This window comes from Kitasatospora sp. NPDC023120 (assembly GCF_055560835.1).
On sequence record NZ_JBVHHY010000010.1, the window covers coordinates 208,166 to 221,575 of the forward strand.

At 75.4% G+C, this 13,410-nt stretch carries 14 protein-coding genes and 1 pseudogene; 10 read left to right on the forward strand and 5 right to left on the reverse strand.

The annotated features are described in order from the left end of the window. The first annotated feature begins 23 nt into the window (after positions 1-23). Positions 24-1,220, forward strand: coding sequence for an MFS transporter (locus tag ACZ3TI_RS17160; RefSeq protein WP_465727027.1), 1,197 nt, complete (start codon positions 24-26; stop codon positions 1,218-1,220). A gap of 37 nt (positions 1,221-1,257) precedes the next feature. Here ACZ3TI_RS17160 and ACZ3TI_RS17165 read toward each other — a convergent pair whose 3' ends face one another. From ACZ3TI_RS17165 to ACZ3TI_RS17175, 3 genes and pseudogenes are all read right to left on the reverse strand, one after another. Beyond that, entirely contained in the window at positions 1,258-2,205 is a 948-nt protein-coding gene (locus ACZ3TI_RS17165) for a LysR family transcriptional regulator (protein WP_465727028.1), read from the reverse strand. Positions 2,206-2,368: 163 nt separating this feature from the next. Further along, entirely contained in the window at positions 2,369-3,244 is an 876-nt protein-coding gene (locus ACZ3TI_RS17170) for a PhzF family phenazine biosynthesis protein (RefSeq protein ID WP_465727029.1), read from the reverse strand. A gap of 56 nt (positions 3,245-3,300) precedes the next feature. Next, positions 3,301-3,723, reverse strand: a pseudogene (locus ACZ3TI_RS17175) (ArsR/SmtB family transcription factor); the annotation flags it as partial. A 35-nt stretch (positions 3,724-3,758) separates the two neighbouring features. Between ACZ3TI_RS17175 and ACZ3TI_RS17180 the strand changes: the two are divergent. From ACZ3TI_RS17180 to ACZ3TI_RS17200, 5 genes are all read left to right on the forward strand, one after another. After that, positions 3,759-4,262, forward strand: a complete 504-nt coding sequence (locus tag ACZ3TI_RS17180; RefSeq protein ID WP_465727030.1) for an MFS transporter — start codon at positions 3,759-3,761, stop codon at positions 4,260-4,262. Between the two features lie 22 nt (positions 4,263-4,284). Further along, a complete protein-coding gene (locus ACZ3TI_RS17185; protein WP_465727031.1) occupies positions 4,285-4,851 on the forward strand; it encodes a hypothetical protein in 567 nt (188 codons plus the stop codon). Positions 4,852-4,932: 81 nt separating this feature from the next. Next, positions 4,933-5,736 carry an MBL fold metallo-hydrolase gene (locus ACZ3TI_RS17190; protein ID WP_465727032.1) on the forward strand — a complete coding sequence of 268 codons (804 nt, stop codon included), beginning with the start codon at positions 4,933-4,935 and terminating at the stop codon, positions 5,734-5,736. A gap of 7 nt (positions 5,737-5,743) precedes the next feature. After that, the gene (locus ACZ3TI_RS17195; RefSeq protein ID WP_465727033.1) at positions 5,744-6,175 is read left to right on the forward strand and encodes a nuclear transport factor 2 family protein; all 432 of its coding nucleotides are present in this window, start codon (positions 5,744-5,746) and stop codon (positions 6,173-6,175) included. Between the two features lie 181 nt (positions 6,176-6,356). Further along, a complete protein-coding gene (locus ACZ3TI_RS17200; protein ID WP_465727034.1) occupies positions 6,357-7,622 on the forward strand; it encodes an NAD(P)/FAD-dependent oxidoreductase in 1,266 nt (421 codons plus the stop codon). Between the two features lie 15 nt (positions 7,623-7,637). Here the strand turns inward: ACZ3TI_RS17200 and ACZ3TI_RS17205 are convergent, their stop codons facing one another. Continuing rightward, positions 7,638-8,624, reverse strand: coding sequence for a right-handed parallel beta-helix repeat-containing protein (locus ACZ3TI_RS17205; RefSeq protein WP_465727035.1), 987 nt, complete (start codon positions 8,622-8,624; stop codon positions 7,638-7,640). Between the two features lie 136 nt (positions 8,625-8,760). Between ACZ3TI_RS17205 and ACZ3TI_RS17210 the strand changes: the two genes are divergently transcribed. Further along, positions 8,761-9,177 carry a DUF3592 domain-containing protein gene (locus tag ACZ3TI_RS17210; protein WP_465727036.1) on the forward strand — a complete coding sequence of 139 codons (417 nt, stop codon included), beginning with the start codon at positions 8,761-8,763 and terminating at the stop codon, positions 9,175-9,177. Here ACZ3TI_RS17210 and ACZ3TI_RS17215 read toward each other — a convergent pair. Beyond that, positions 9,164-10,129 carry a Clp protease N-terminal domain-containing protein gene (locus ACZ3TI_RS17215; protein WP_465727037.1) on the reverse strand — a complete coding sequence of 322 codons (966 nt, stop codon included), beginning with the start codon at positions 10,127-10,129 and terminating at the stop codon, positions 9,164-9,166. The two genes, ACZ3TI_RS17210 and ACZ3TI_RS17215, sit on opposite strands and share 14 nt — an antisense overlap. Before the next feature lie 167 nt (positions 10,130-10,296). Between ACZ3TI_RS17215 and ACZ3TI_RS17220 the strand changes: the two genes are divergently transcribed. The 3 genes from ACZ3TI_RS17220 to ACZ3TI_RS17230 all read left to right on the forward strand — a co-directional run bounded on the left by ACZ3TI_RS17220 (position 10,297) and on the right by ACZ3TI_RS17230 (position 13,293). Continuing rightward, positions 10,297-11,340, forward strand: a complete 1,044-nt coding sequence (locus ACZ3TI_RS17220; protein WP_465727038.1) for a S1C family serine protease — start codon at positions 10,297-10,299, stop codon at positions 11,338-11,340. Between the two features lie 601 nt (positions 11,341-11,941). Then, complete coding sequence (locus tag ACZ3TI_RS17225) at positions 11,942-12,289, forward strand: GntR family transcriptional regulator (protein ID WP_465727039.1); 348 nt, start codon at positions 11,942-11,944, stop codon at positions 12,287-12,289. Further along, positions 12,286-13,293, forward strand: a complete 1,008-nt coding sequence (locus ACZ3TI_RS17230; protein ID WP_465727040.1) for a DUF1648 domain-containing protein — start codon at positions 12,286-12,288, stop codon at positions 13,291-13,293. Before ACZ3TI_RS17225 ends, ACZ3TI_RS17230 begins: the two co-directional genes overlap by 4 nt. The last annotated feature ends 117 nt before the right edge of the window (positions 13,294-13,410 follow it).

A 13,410-nucleotide genomic window follows, 5' to 3' on the forward strand; every position in this document is an offset into this window, starting at 1 on the left:
GCGCCGACTGATGAGCTGACCGCATGACAAACGCGGAACCCCTTGCGGACACGGACACCCCCGCACCACCGACCGCGTCCGGCCCAGCCCACCGCTGGTCACCGGTCCTCGCCGTCGCCCTCGCCACCTTCACCGTGGTCTCCTCCGAGATGATGCCGGTCGGCCTGCTCACCCCCATGTCCCGCAGCCTCGGCGTCACCGACGGGGTCACCGGCCTCTCCCTGACCATCACCGGCCTCCTCGCCGCCGTCCTCTCCCCCTTCGCCCCGGTGCTGACCGGGCTGCGCGACCGCAGGACCGTCCTGGTCGCCTTCATGCTGCTGCTCGGCACCGCCGACGCGCTGACCGCCCTCGCCCCGAACTTCGCCGTACTGGCCGCCGCCCGGGTACTGCTCGGCGCGGCGATGGGCATCGTCTGGGGCCTCGCCGCGAGCATCGGCCCGCGCCTGGCCGACGGCCCGCGAACCGCCCTGGCCATGACGCTGATCTTCTCCGGCGTCTCCATCGCCTCCGTCCTCGGCGTCCCGCTCGGCACCTACCTCGCCGCACTGCTCGACTGGCGCGCCGCGTTCTGGGCACTCGCCCTGCTCGGCGCCGCCTCGGCCGCCGTCCTCGCCGCCACCCTGCCCCCGCTGCCGGTCCACGAACGCGGACGGCTGGGCGGCCTCACCGGCGCCCTGCGCAACCGGGGCGTCGCCGCGGGGTCGGCGATCACCACCCTCGTCGTGCTCGGCCACTTCACCGGCTACACCTACGTCCGCCCGGTCCTCGAAGCCGACGCGGGCCTGAGCAGCGGGGCCATCGCCGCCTGCCTTCTGGTGTACGGACTGGCGGGCGTCGCCGGGAACTTCACCCTCGGCCCGCTGTCCGGACGCCGCCCGAGGACCGCCGTCGCCCTCGCACTCACCGGTCTCGCCCTCGCCGCCGCCCTGCTGCCGTACGCCACCGGCGGCGTCGGCACCGTCCTGCTCACCCTGGTCGTCTGGGGCGCCGCGTACGGCGGGGTGTCGGTCTCCACCCAGAACTGGGTGCGCACCGCCGACCCGGCCGGGCTCGAAGCCTCGGCAGCCGTCTGGGCGGGCGTCTTCAACGCGAGCATCGCCCTCGGCTCCTTCACCGGCGGACTGGTCGTCGACCAGGCCGGGAACCGCGCCGCCCTGCTCGCCGCGAGCGCCCTGGCAGCCGCCGGCCTGCTGCTCACCGCCGTGTCCCGCCCCTGAAGCCCGCCACCTCCCGTCCCCGAAGGTTGTCGCAGCTTCAGTCGACGTGCTCGACCAGCAGCTTGACGAACTCCGCCGCCAGCGGGTGCGGCCGCCGCTCGTGCTGCACCGCCTCCAGGGTGGTCGGCGCCAGCTCCGGCACCGGCAGGAAGCGGATGTCCGGGCGCCGGACGTACGTGGTGCTGCGCTCGCACAGCAGCAGCCCCCGGCGGGTGCCGGCCACCATCGACAGTCCCTCCTGGATGGTGCCGGCGCCCGCCGCGTAGGCCAGCTCCCGGCCGCCGGGCGTGCGCCGGGGCGCGTTGGCCTCGCGCCAGTACTCGGGGGCCGGGCCGCGCGGTTCGATCAGCGGCAGCGCGGCCAGCTCCTCGGCGGTCACCCCGGTCATCCCGGCCGCGGTCTGCGCGGCGGAGACGGCGAGGTACACCGGCTGCCGGGAGAACTCCAGCAGCACCTCCAGCCCGGGCTCCCGGCAGGGGGCGAGGACGATCGCCAGGTCGACCTCGCCCCGGATGAGGTGCGAGAACGGGTCCGCCCAGGGCAGTTCGACCAGCTGGGCCGCGCCCTCCGGCAGGCTCGCGATCGCCCGGGCGACCGGTTCGTACACCGCGCACTGGAAGCCCAGGCGCAGCGGTCGGACGGTCGCCGCCGCGGCCCGGGCGGCGGCGAAGCCGTCCCGGAGCCGCTCGAAGGCGGGCACCGCCTGCTCGGCCAGGGCCCGTCCCAGCTCGGTCACCTCGACCCGGCGGCTGGTCCGTCGGAACAGCGGGGCGCCGACCCTGCTCTCCAGACGCTTGATCAGCTGGGAGACCCGGCCCTGGGAGACGCCCAGGAGCTGCGCCGTCCGCCCGAAGTGCAGCTGGTGGACGAGGACGGTGAAGCACTCCAGCTCCTGCAGCGGCAGCTCGGGGAGGACTTGGGCCCCGGTGGCCCAGGTGGCCCCGGTGGCCACGGGGCTGCCCGGGCCCGGCGTCGGTCGTTCCACCCCGGCAGTCTACGCGCGGCCGCCCGCCCCGCCGCAGGCCGGGGCGGCACGCAGCTCAGCGGCCGGATCGCCTTCGTGGTACGGGCGTTCGCTCGGCTCGACGTGGCCCAGGAACTCCAGGTAGCGCAGCGCGTAGGACAGGTGGTGGGGTCCGCACCCGGGCCTAACGGATCGCCACCGCCGTGCCCGAGACGCGCACCCGTGCGTCCTCCGCGCGCAGTTCGACCCGCAGGACGCCGGGGCGGCCCAGGTCCTCGCCCTGGTGCAGCGTCAGCACCGTCGGGGCGGTCACCGCGCCCAGGTCCCGCAGGTAGGCGCCGAAGGCGGCCGCGGCGGCTCCGGTGGCCGGGTCCTCGACCACGCCGCCGACCGGGAACGGGTCGCGGACGTGGAAGACCTCGGCGGCCTCGCGCCAGACCAGCTGGAGGGTGACCAGGTCGCGGGCCCGCATGAAGTCCGCCAGGCCGTCGAAGTCGTAGTCGAGGCGGGCCAGCCGGTCGCGGGTGCCGGCGGCGAGCACGAGGTGCCGGGCGCCGGCGTAGCCGACGCGCGGCGGCAGCGCCGGGTCCAGGTCGGCGGCGGACCAGCGGAGCAGGGCGAGCGCCTCCTCGACGTCGGCCGCGGGGACCTCCTCGACCTTCGGCTCGACGCTGGTGAGGGTGGCCCGCAGCAGCCCGTCGGCGCCGCGCTCGACCTCGACCGGGACGTCCCCGGCCGCCGTGGCGAAGACGTACCGCCCGGGGCCGGTCTGCTCGGCGACGGCGACGGCGGCGGCGACCGTCGCGTGCCCGCAGAACGGCACCTCGGTGAGCGGGCTGAAGTACCGTACACGGTACGCCCCTTCGGCCTGGCCGGCGGTCAGGAAGGCCGTCTCGGAATAGCCGAGCTCGGCGGCGATGGCGAGCATCCGCCGGTCGGTCAGCCCGGTGGCGTCGAGCACCACGCCCGCCGGGTTGCCGCCCTCGGGGCGGGTGGCGAAGGCCGCGTAGCGGAGGACGTCGGGCGATGGGGCAGCGGTGGCGGTGGAGTCGTCGGTCATGCCCGGACGAACGCGCTCCGCCCCTCCGGTGTTCCCGCCCGCCGGGTCACGGTGGCTCACCGCAGCACCGCCTCCAGGAAGTCCGAGCCGAGCCGGGCGCTGCCCGCCAGGTCGAGCTGGTAAAGCATGTACCGCCCGCGCCGCTGCGTCGTGAGCAGCCCGGCCTTGCGCAGCACCGCGAGGTGGCGGGACACCTCGGGCGCGCTGAGCTGCCAGGCGGGGGCCAGTTCGCCGGTGGTGTGCGGGCCGCGGGCCATGGTGCGGGCGAGCCGCAGCCGGACGGGGTGGGCGAGCGCCTCCAGCCGCTGCTGGACGACGGAGAGCGAGACCGGCTCGGGCAAGCCGGCCTCGGCGACCGGGTACTGCAGGACGGGCCGCCAGCCGGGGGCGTACACGACCAGGAGGTGGGGGCGACCGAAGGCGGTGGGGATGAAGGTGACGCCCCCGCTGTCGGCGGCGTTGGTGGTGCTGTCCTGCAGCCCTCGCCAACCTGCCGTACGCGTTCTGCTTCGACGTGCTGGAGGTGGCGCTGCCCGCGCTGCTGGTGCTGCAGCTGCACGCCTCCCCGGCCTGGTCCTCGGGCCTGTTCGTCGGCAACACGGTGCTGGTGATCGCGCTGCAGCTGGCGCTGGTGCTGCGGCTGGCGGACCGTTCGCGGCGCGCCGTCCTCGCCGCCTCGGGCGCCCTGCTGACGGTCTCCTACCTGGGCTTCTGGGCGGTCGGGGCGCTGGGCGGCACGCCCGGGGCGGCGGGCATCGCGGTGGTCTCGGTGCTGTACACGCTGGGCGAGATCCTCTACACCGGCTCGGGTACGGCGCTGGCGGCCGTCGCCCCGCCGCAGCTGCTCGGGCGGGCGCTGGCGCGCTGGGAGCTGTCGATGGGCGTGGGCCGGGCGGCCGCGCCGGCGGTGCTGACGGCCCTGCTCGCCGCGGGTCCGGGGGCACTGTGGGTGCCGCTCGCCGCCGCCACCGCGCTGGGTGCGCTGGCGGTGCTGCGGCTGGGCCCGGCGCAGTGGTAGCGCGGGTGGGATGATCGTCCCCATGGCCCTGACCCCGTACCAGCAGCACCTCCGCGACCGGATCCTGGCCGCCGCGGTGACCGCCCCGCCGGAGCCGTGGCGGCCGGTCGGCCGGGGGCTGATCCCGGTCGGCGGGCTGCTCGGCATCGGCTTCGCCGTCCACCCGGAGAGCGGGCACGACCTGGTGCTGACCGTTTCGACCGCCGGGCACGGCCTGTTCGACGCGGTGACGGGCATGAAGCTGGCGCGCGACCACGAGCCGGACGAGGACCCGGACGGCCCGGACCTGTGCTGCCCCGGCCTCGGCCAGGTCACGGACGTGCGGATCCCGGTGGCCGGGACGTGGGGCGGCGGCCTGCACACGAGTGCCGAGGGCGGCTGGCACCTCGAGGTCGCCGCCCCGGAGTGGCCGCACCACCGGGTGCTGCTCGCGACCGGCCGCGGGCCGTGGCAGGGCGAGCACGGCGAGAGCTGGTGGCAGGTCTTCGACGCCAGCTGGTCCACCCTGCGCGCCGCGGGCTTCTCCCCTACCGGCCGGACCCTCGCGGTCGCCACGAGCAGCGACCTCACGCTCTGGACCCGCGCCTGACGCCTTCCGGATGCGGGCGCCGCGCCCAACGCCGATCCTGGCGGCGAGGCGCGCCCGGCCCGAGGAAGGACGGCAATCTCCATGAGTGCTCTCGACTTCGAGATCATCGACAGCCCCGACAGCTCGCTCAACAAGACCTCCGTCCTGGTCACCGGCCCGCGGGACGCCCTGTTGGTGGACGCCGGGTTCACCCGCTCCGACGGCCGCCGCCTGGTCGAGCGGATCAAGGCGAGCGGCAAGCAGCTGACCACCGTGTTCGTCAGCCACGGCGACCCGGACTTCTACTTCGGCGCCCAGGAGGTCCAGGACGCTTTTCCGCAGGCCCGCTTCCTGGCCACCGCCTCGACCGTCGAGCACATCCAGGAGACCTACGACGCCAAGCTGCGCGCCTGGTCCCACCTGGGTCCCGAGCTGCCGACCCGGCTGGTGCGGCCCGAGGTGCTGCCCGGGGACGAGATCGTCTTCGAGGGCCACCGGTTCGAGCTGCGCGGCGCCGACTTCCACCTGCCGGACCGGCACTACCTGTGGCAGCACCACCACCGCGCCGTGCTCGGCGGGGTGCTGCTCTTCGAGGGCCTGCACGTGTGGACGGCCGACACCCCCGACTCCGCCCAACGGGCCGCCTGGATCGACATGCTGGACGACATCGAGGCGCTCCACCCGACCTGGGTGGCGGCCGGCCACCGGGTCGCCGACGCGCCCACCGACCTGAACGCCGTCGACCACACCCGCGCCTACCTGCGCGCCTTCGAGACCGAGATCGGCCGGGTCGCGGACGCCTCCACCGCCAAGGCGGCGCTGGAGCGGCGCTTCCCGGAGCTGGGGCTGCGGATCGCGGTGGACATCGGCACCAAGGTCGTCATGGGCGAGATGGCGTGGGGGTGAGCGGGCGGTGATCGAGATCCCCCGGGACGTCGCCGGCTTCGCCGAGTCCGGCGCCCCCGCCGACGTGGTCCGCCGCCAGTACCTGGCCTCCGCCCGGGGCGACCTGGCCGCGCTGCGCGCCACCCTCGCCGAGGACGTCGAGTGGACCGAGATGGCCGGCTTCCCGCTCGCCGGCACCTACCGCACCCCCAAGGGCGTCACCGCCCACGTGATGGAGCGGCTGGCCGCCGAGTGGGACGACTGGACGGCGCACGACGACCACTACGTGGTGGACGGCGAGGACGTCGTGGTGCTGGCCCGCTACACGGCCGTCCACAAGGGCACCGGAAAGCCGCTCGCGGTCCGGGTCGCCCACCACTTCACGGTCCGCGGCGGCCGGATCGTCCGCTTCGAGCAGTTCACCGACACCGCGCTGGTCAGGGACGCCATGACCGCGTAGCACCGGGCGTCCGTCCCGGCCCCGTCCACCCGGCCCCGTCCACCCGCTCCGGTCTCCCACCCGGCCCGTCGTTCACCCGAACGGGCGAGCGTGGCGCGGCGCGCCCGACACGGCCTCGACACACCACCCGGACGGCGGCAGGCTGACCCTGATCTGCGGCCGGAGAACGAGGAGTTGAGCCATGGCGGGCACGGACAGCGGCACCACCGGAGCGGGCGGCGGGCAGGACCGCCCGGTCGTGATCGTCGGCGCGTCCCTGGGCGGCGCGAAGGCGGCCGAGGCGCTGCGCGAGGCAGGGTACGGGGGCGGCATCGTCCTGATCGGCGAGGAGCACGAGCGCCCGTACGAGCGGCCGCCGCTGTCCAAGGGGTACCTGCTGGGCAAGACGCCCCGGGAGAAGATCTACGTCCACCCGCCGCAGTGGTACGCCGAGCACGACGTCACGCTGCGCCTGGGCACGGCGGTGTCCTCGATCGACCCGGCCGGGCACAGCGTGACGCTCACCGACAACGGCCGGGTGGAGTACGCCAAGCTGCTGCTCACCACCGGCTCGGTGCCGCGCCGCCTGCCGGTCCCGGGCGCGGACCAGGACGGCGTGCTCTACCTGCGCCGGGTCGAGGACAGCGAGCGGATCAAGGCGGCGCTGCGGCCGGGCGCCCGGATCGTGGTGATCGGCGCGGGCTGGATCGGCCTGGAGGTGACGGCCGCGGCGCGGGAGGCGGGCGCCGAGGTGACGGTGCTGGAGGCGCTCGAACTCCCGCTGCTGCGGGTGCTCGGCCGGGAGGTCGCCCAGGTCTTCGCCGACCTACACCGGGACCACGGCGTGGACCTGCGCTTCGGCGTCAAGGTGGCCGAACTGACCGGCGACGGCGGCACGGTGAGCGGCGTGAAGCTCGCCGACGGCACGACGGTGGCGGCCGACGCGGTCGTCGTCGGCATCGGCATCGCGCCCGCCGCCGGCCTCGCCGAGGCGGCCGGGCTGGAGGTCGACAACGGCATCAGGACCGACCGGCACCTGCGCACCTCGGACCCGGACGTCTACGCCGCCGGCGACGTCGCCAACGCCTACCACCCGCTGTTCGACAAGCACATCCGGGTCGAGCACTGGGCCAACGCCGTCAACCAGCCGCAGACCGCCGCCCGCGCGCTGCTCGGGCAGCCGGACGCGGTGTACGACCGCGTTCCGTACTTCTTCACCGACCAGTACGACCTCGGCATGGAGTACGTCGGCTACGTCGAGCCGGACGGCTACGACCGGGTGGTGTTCCGCGGCGACCCGGCCACCCGCGAGTTCATCGCGTTCTGGCTGTCCGGCGGCCGGGTGCTCGCGGGGATGAACGTCAACGTCTGGGACGTCACCGACCCGATCCGCGAACTGGTGCGCTCGAAGCGGGTGGTGGACACCAAGGCGCTGGCCGACCCGAACGTCCCGCTCGGCGAGCTGTAGCGCGGGCCGGGACGCTCAGCCCACCGGGACGCCGGGGTTCACCAGGCCCCGGCCCCCGGTGACGGTGTTGCCCGCGCCGATCGTCACCTTGCACCTCGCGGCGTCGTAATTCGTCACGTCGATCGCGTACCGGTCCGCTCCGGCGGCACCGGTGAGGTCGGAGCGGTTGCCGCGGAACACCGTGCCGCAGCCCCAGCCCGGCTGGACGCTGTGGGTCTGGTAGCCGTCGTCGGTGGTGCGCCGGCCGGTGTTGTTCTCGATGACGTAGCCGTTGCCCTTCACGTCGACCCAGGAGTCGTCGTAGTTGCGGCCGGTGAGGCCGTCGCCGTCGAAGGAGTTGCCGGAGACCAGGCCTCCGGTGGTGCCCTCCTTGAGGTCGACGTTCTCGGCGCCGATGTTCGGGCCGAAGGTGTTGCCGATGATCTGCACGTAGTCGCTGCGGTCGGAGAGGGTGTTGGCGGTGCCGACGTAGACGCCCTCGCCCAGGCCGTCCCGGTTCAGGCCGGTGTCGTGGATGCGTGAGTCGCGCAGCGTGCCGTGGGCGCTGGAGTTGCGGAAGTGCACGCCCTCCATGGTGGTGTGGTGGACCGTCACGTCGTCGAGCACCACGTAGTCCGCGGCGTCCGCCATGATGCCCTTCTGGGCGCCGGTGACGGTCAGGCCCTGGACGGTCCAGTAGCTCGCGCCGTCCAGGTGGAGGCCGTAGCCGCCGCCGGTCGGGGTGGTGAGCACGGCCCTGGACGAGCCGGTGAGGGTGATCCGGGCGGCGGCGGTGCCGGGCACGGTGGCCTTGAAGCTGCCGGAGTAGGTGCCGTCGGCGAGCTGGATGGTCTGGCCGGGCACGGCGGCCGCGAGCGCGGCCTGGAGCTGCTTGGCGGTGCCGACCTTGACGACGGCCGGAGCCGGAGCCGGGGCTGCCGCCGCGACGGGGGCGGCGGGCGCGGCGCCGAGGAGGAGGGCGGTGGCGGCGGCGCCGAGGGCGAGGCGGGACTGCGGGTTCACGGACGGTGCTCCCTATGCGGTCGATGGTGACAGGAACATGTCGTCGATCACAGTGGGCTGGACCATTCCGGAGCGTCAAGAGTGCCTGCGGTGGGCGATACTGGGCCGCAGGGGCATTCCTCGGGCAGGAGACGCGGTGGGCGGGACGGCCGGATTCGCCGTGGTGGTGTTCGGTGCGCTGGGCGGCGTGGTCGCCTACCTCGCCGGCGCGGTCGGGCTGCGCGAGCTGCGACGGTTGCGCCGGGTCGGCGTCCCGGCCTCGGCGCTGGTGCGGGCCCGCGCCGCGGACCGGGAGGCCGGCGCACTGCCGCCGCGTCCGCTGCTGCAGTTCGAGACCGCGGACGGCCGGGTGGTCGAGGTCTTCTCCCCCGTCCCGTCCACCGCCCGCCACCCGCTGCCGGACGGCCGCTACGTACCGGTCCGCTACGACCCGGCCGACCCCCGACAGGTGCTGGTCGACGGGCGGGAGCGGGCGGGGCTCGAGTACGGGTTCCTCGCGCTCGGGGTGCTGGTGGTGCTGGGCGCCGTCGGCCTGGCGGTCACGCTGCTCTGAACCCGCCCGGGCGTCGGTCGTCTCCTCCGGCTTCGTCGGCACGCAGCGCCTCGACCAGCCGCCGGGCCCGGGTGTCCTCCTCGAGCAGCGCCCGCACCAGCGGGCCGGGGTCCGCACCGGCCAGGTAGGCCTCGACGGAGCGCGGGTCGGCCGGGAGCGCGACCGTCCCGGCGGTGACGGCGGCGTGGACCCGCGCGTAGTCGAGTCCGAGCCGGGCGAGCAGCTCGCCGCCGGTGTCGTCCACGTCGCCCCGCGGGTGCCGGCGCAGGACTTCGTGGACGGCCAGGACGGCGAGCAGGACGTGCTCGGTGCCGGGCGTACGGCGGCCGAGCCGCTGGGCCTGCTCGTCCGCCTCCCGCCGGATCCAGTCCGCGGAGGGGGCCGCCGCTGCACCCGGCCCGGGCTTCAACATCCGCTTCCAGAGCGGGAGTCGGTGCGGCCGGCGGCCGAGCAGCGCCTCCCGGGTGGGGATCAGCAGCGGGTCCAGCCCGGCGGGCGGGCCGGCCAGACGGTCCCGGACCGCCTGCGGTGCGACGCCCGCCGCGCGCAGCAGTTCAGCGGCGCGGGTGCGGTCGTCGGCGAGCAGGGCGCGCAGGACGTGCTCGGCGGTGAGCTTGCGCCCGCCGCCGTGTCGGACCTCCGCCACCGCGGCGGCGAGCGCGCGGGCGGCGGCGCCGGTCAGCACGAGCTCCGGGGCCGCGGGGGCGCCGAGGACCTCCCGGGCGGGCACTGCGGTGTCGGCCTCCTCGTCCGCGTCCCAGCCCTCTCCGTGCGCGCGGTCGCGCTCACGCAGCAGGGCGCGCAGCTCGCCCTCGGTGGCCCCGGCGGCGGCGAGGGCCGCGCCCGCAGGGCCGTTCGACCCCACCGCCGCGACCAGCAGGTGCTCGGTGCCGAGCCGGCCGCCGCCCGGGGTCCCGAGCGTGTGCCAGTCCGCTTCCAGCGTGGTCTCCATCAGGCCCTCCCCGCACCGGTGGCTTTGCCCACACCATACGCTTGCTTTGCCGCCTCTTTGTAGTCGGCCGCACGTAGGGGCCGCGTCAGGAGCCGGCCGCGGAAGCTTCGACGCCGCACCGTTGTTGGAACCGTGAGAAACCCGCGCCGGCGAGAGGGGTGAGCACCGTGGCCGACACACTCCCCGGGCCCGAGCACGCCCCCGACGGCGTCCCGCCCGGTCCGCACGTCCCCACGGACGGAACCGAGGACGGAACAGCGGACGGAACGGCTCAGGCGCTGGACGCCTACTCGCGGATCGTCACCACCGTGGCGGCCGCGGTGACCCCGCGCGTCGCCGCCCTCCAGGTGCCGCGGCGCGGCCGGGGCGGCTGGTTCAGCACCGCGCTCGGCTCGGCGGTGGTCTTCACCGACGACGGGTTCCTGCTCACCAACGCCCACGTGGTCGGCCACGCCGACGCCGGGACGCTGGCCTTCGCCGACGGCACCACCTCCCCCTTCCACACCATCGGCGCCGACCCGCTCTCCGACCTCGCCGTGCTGCGCGCCGACGGCCCGACCCCCACCCCGGTGCGGCTCGGCAACGCCACCGCGCTCTGGGTCGGGCAGCTCGTCGTCGCCGTCGGCAACCCGCTCGGGCTGGCCGGGACGGTGACGGCGGGCGTGGTCAGCGCGCTCGGCCGTTCGCTCCCGGCCCGCTCCGGCACCGCCGTACGCGTCATCGACAACGTCATCCAGACCGACGCCGCGCTCAACCCCGGCAACTCCGGCGGCGCGCTGACCACCGCGAACGGCGAGGTCGTCGGCATCACCACGGCGGTGGCCGGCAACGGGCTCGGCCTGGCCGTCCCGATCGACGCCACCAGCCGGCAGATCATCGCCACCCTGCTCACCGACGGCCGGATCCGCCGCGCCTACCTGGGCCTCGCCGGGGTGCCCGCCCCACTGCCGCCCGCCCTGCACCACCGCACCGGGCAGCCCGCCGGCCTGCGGATCGTCGAGGTGGTCCCCGGCTCCCCCGCCGACCAGGCCGGCCTGCACGAGGGCGACCTGCTGCTCACCGCCGCCGGAGAGCCGATGGGCAGCGCCCGCTCCCTACAGCACCTGATGCTCGCCGACGCGATCGGCCGCCCCCTGCCACTCACGGTGCTGCGCGGCCAGGCCCTGGTCGACGTCATCGCCGTCCCGGCGGAACTGCCCTCGGACGATTAGGCCGCCTCCCCCTCGCCCCGGAGACCGGCAGAGCGCGCGGAGCGGGTCGCGTCGGGGTCCGTCCCTCCCGGACGGGCCCCACTGTCCGAACCGGCGACCGCTCCGCGCGCCCCGCCGCCTGCTGTCCACCGGTTCGCCGTGGGCTCCGGAGTGCCGGCCGGTGCCCAGGGCCTCCGGCGCGGTCCGCCGGACGGCCGCGAGCAGCGGCGGGCAGGGCGAGCGGCGGTAGCCGTGCTCGCCGCCGGGCGGCTCCCAGGCCGGCACGGGCAGCAGTTCCGCTCCGCGCTCCCGCGCCTCGGCCGCTCCCCGGTGCAGCGCCGCCAGGTTCCCCAGCGATCCGCTGACCCCGACCACCACCCTGGGTGCCGCGCCGTCCTGGTGTCGCCCGCTGCCGTGCATGATCCGTCCGCGTGTCGTGGTGACCGTCCTGCTCGTCCTCCACCCAACCCGCGCCCGGCACACCCACCGGCACGTCTTGATGCCTCCCTGACGGTCCGGGAAGCGATCCGAACGCACTCCCTACGCGCGGGCCGAGCGGGGGCGTCCGGTCCTCCCCGGCACCCTAGACCAAGACATGAATGGTGCTATCGTCAGTAGCACCATGTTGCTGAAGCTGGACATCGGGGACACCCGACCACTGCACGAGCAGGTCGCGGGGGCGATCAGACGGGCCGTCGCCGAGGGCGAGTGCGCCCCCGGGGACAAGCTGCCGCCGGCCCGGGAGCTCTCCCGGGCGCTGGGGGTGAACGCCAACACCGTGCTGCGCGGGCTGCGCACGCTGCGCGACGAGGGAGTGCTGGAGTTCCGCCGGGGCCGCGGCATCACGATCGCCGCCGGTGCCGACAGCCGGTCCGAACTGGTCGAGCGGGTACGGCAGTTGGTCGCGGACGCGGCCCGGTCCGGCTACAGCAGGAACGATCTCGTGGACATGATCAGGGGGATGTCGTGACGGACGAAGGACGAGCGAAGGGACGCCCGGCCCGCCGGGGCGCGCTGTGGGGTGCTGCCGCCTGGTCGCTCGGCGTGCCGGCCCTGCTGGTCGCGCTGCCACTGGCGGCGCGCGACCGGCTGCCGGACCCGCTGGCCACGCACTGGGGCGGGCGGGACCCGGACGGTTCGATGTCGCTGACGTGGGCGGTGCTGTTCCCGGCGCTCTTCTGGCTGGTCCTGGTGCTGGTCGCCGCGCTGCTGCAGCGGTACTGCGCCGAGCGGACGCCCGGCTGCGCGGCGGTGACCCTGGCCTCCGGCGGGATGCTGCTGACGGGGGCGCAGGCCTCCATCGTGCACGCCAACCTGGACCGCGCCCGCTGGCAGGACGCCGCGTCGATGGGCATCGAGCTTGCCCTGGTGCCGCTGGCCGCGGCCGTCGCCGGGGTGCTGACCTGGCTGGCGAGCCGCCGGTTCAGGGGTCGGACCGAGGAGCGCACCGGTGAGCAGCCGCCCGGGGCGCCGGGGCTGGAGGTACCGGAGGGCGAGCAGTTCGTCTGGCTGTCGTGGGCCACGAACCCGTGGCTGCAGCTGCTGGCCGCCGTGCTGGGACTGGTCGCGGTGGCGGGCGTGCTGGCGGCCGCGAGCGGACTGGCCGGGCTGGACTGGTCGCTCGTCCTGCCCTTCGCCCTGCCTGCCGTCGCCGTCCTCGGCTGCTCCTCGGTGCAGGCGCGGGTGACCGCCCGGGGCCTGACCGTCGGCTTCGGCCCCTTCGGTTGGCCCGCCCGGCGGTGGTCCCCCGCCGACCTCGCCTCGGCCCGCGCCGAGGTGCGCACCGCCGCGCAGGCGGGCGGCTGGGGCTACCGGGTCAACCGGCTCGGCACCACGGTGATGCTGCGCGGGGGCATGTGCCTGGTGGTGCGCACCCGCCGCGGCACCGAGTTCGCGGTCAGCGTCGACGACGCCGAGCGCGGGGCGGCCCTGCTCAACGCACTGATCGCGCGCAGCGAGCAGCCCGCCGGCTGAGCCGCGCCAAGGCGTAAACCACTCAATTCGGTGGTGCTTCGAACGCCAATGCGGGTACAACAGTTGACGGCCGTTCAGGTTCGGCGGCGCCCGTCGATACGCCCCCGCCCTGTCCCC

Bases quoted from the DNA above. Each gene is read 5' to 3' on its own strand.
- ACZ3TI_RS17225 (WP_465727039.1), top strand. From the start codon at position 11,942: ATGTTGCTGAAGCTGGACATCGGGGACACCCGACCACTGCACGAGCAG.
- ACZ3TI_RS17215 (WP_465727037.1), bottom strand. From the start codon at position 10,129: ATGGAGACCACGCTGGAAGCGGACTGGCACACGCTCGGGACCCCGGGC.
- ACZ3TI_RS17160 (WP_465727027.1), top strand. From the start codon at position 24: ATGACAAACGCGGAACCCCTTGCGGACACGGACACCCCCGCACCACCG.
- ACZ3TI_RS17190 (WP_465727032.1), top strand. From the start codon at position 4,933: ATGAGTGCTCTCGACTTCGAGATCATCGACAGCCCCGACAGCTCGCTC.
- ACZ3TI_RS17170 (WP_465727029.1), bottom strand. From the start codon at position 3,244: ATGACCGACGACTCCACCGCCACCGCTGCCCCATCGCCCGACGTCCTC.
- ACZ3TI_RS17185 (WP_465727031.1), top strand. From the start codon at position 4,285: ATGGCCCTGACCCCGTACCAGCAGCACCTCCGCGACCGGATCCTGGCC.
- ACZ3TI_RS17200 (WP_465727034.1), top strand. From the start codon at position 6,357: ATGGCGGGCACGGACAGCGGCACCACCGGAGCGGGCGGCGGGCAGGAC.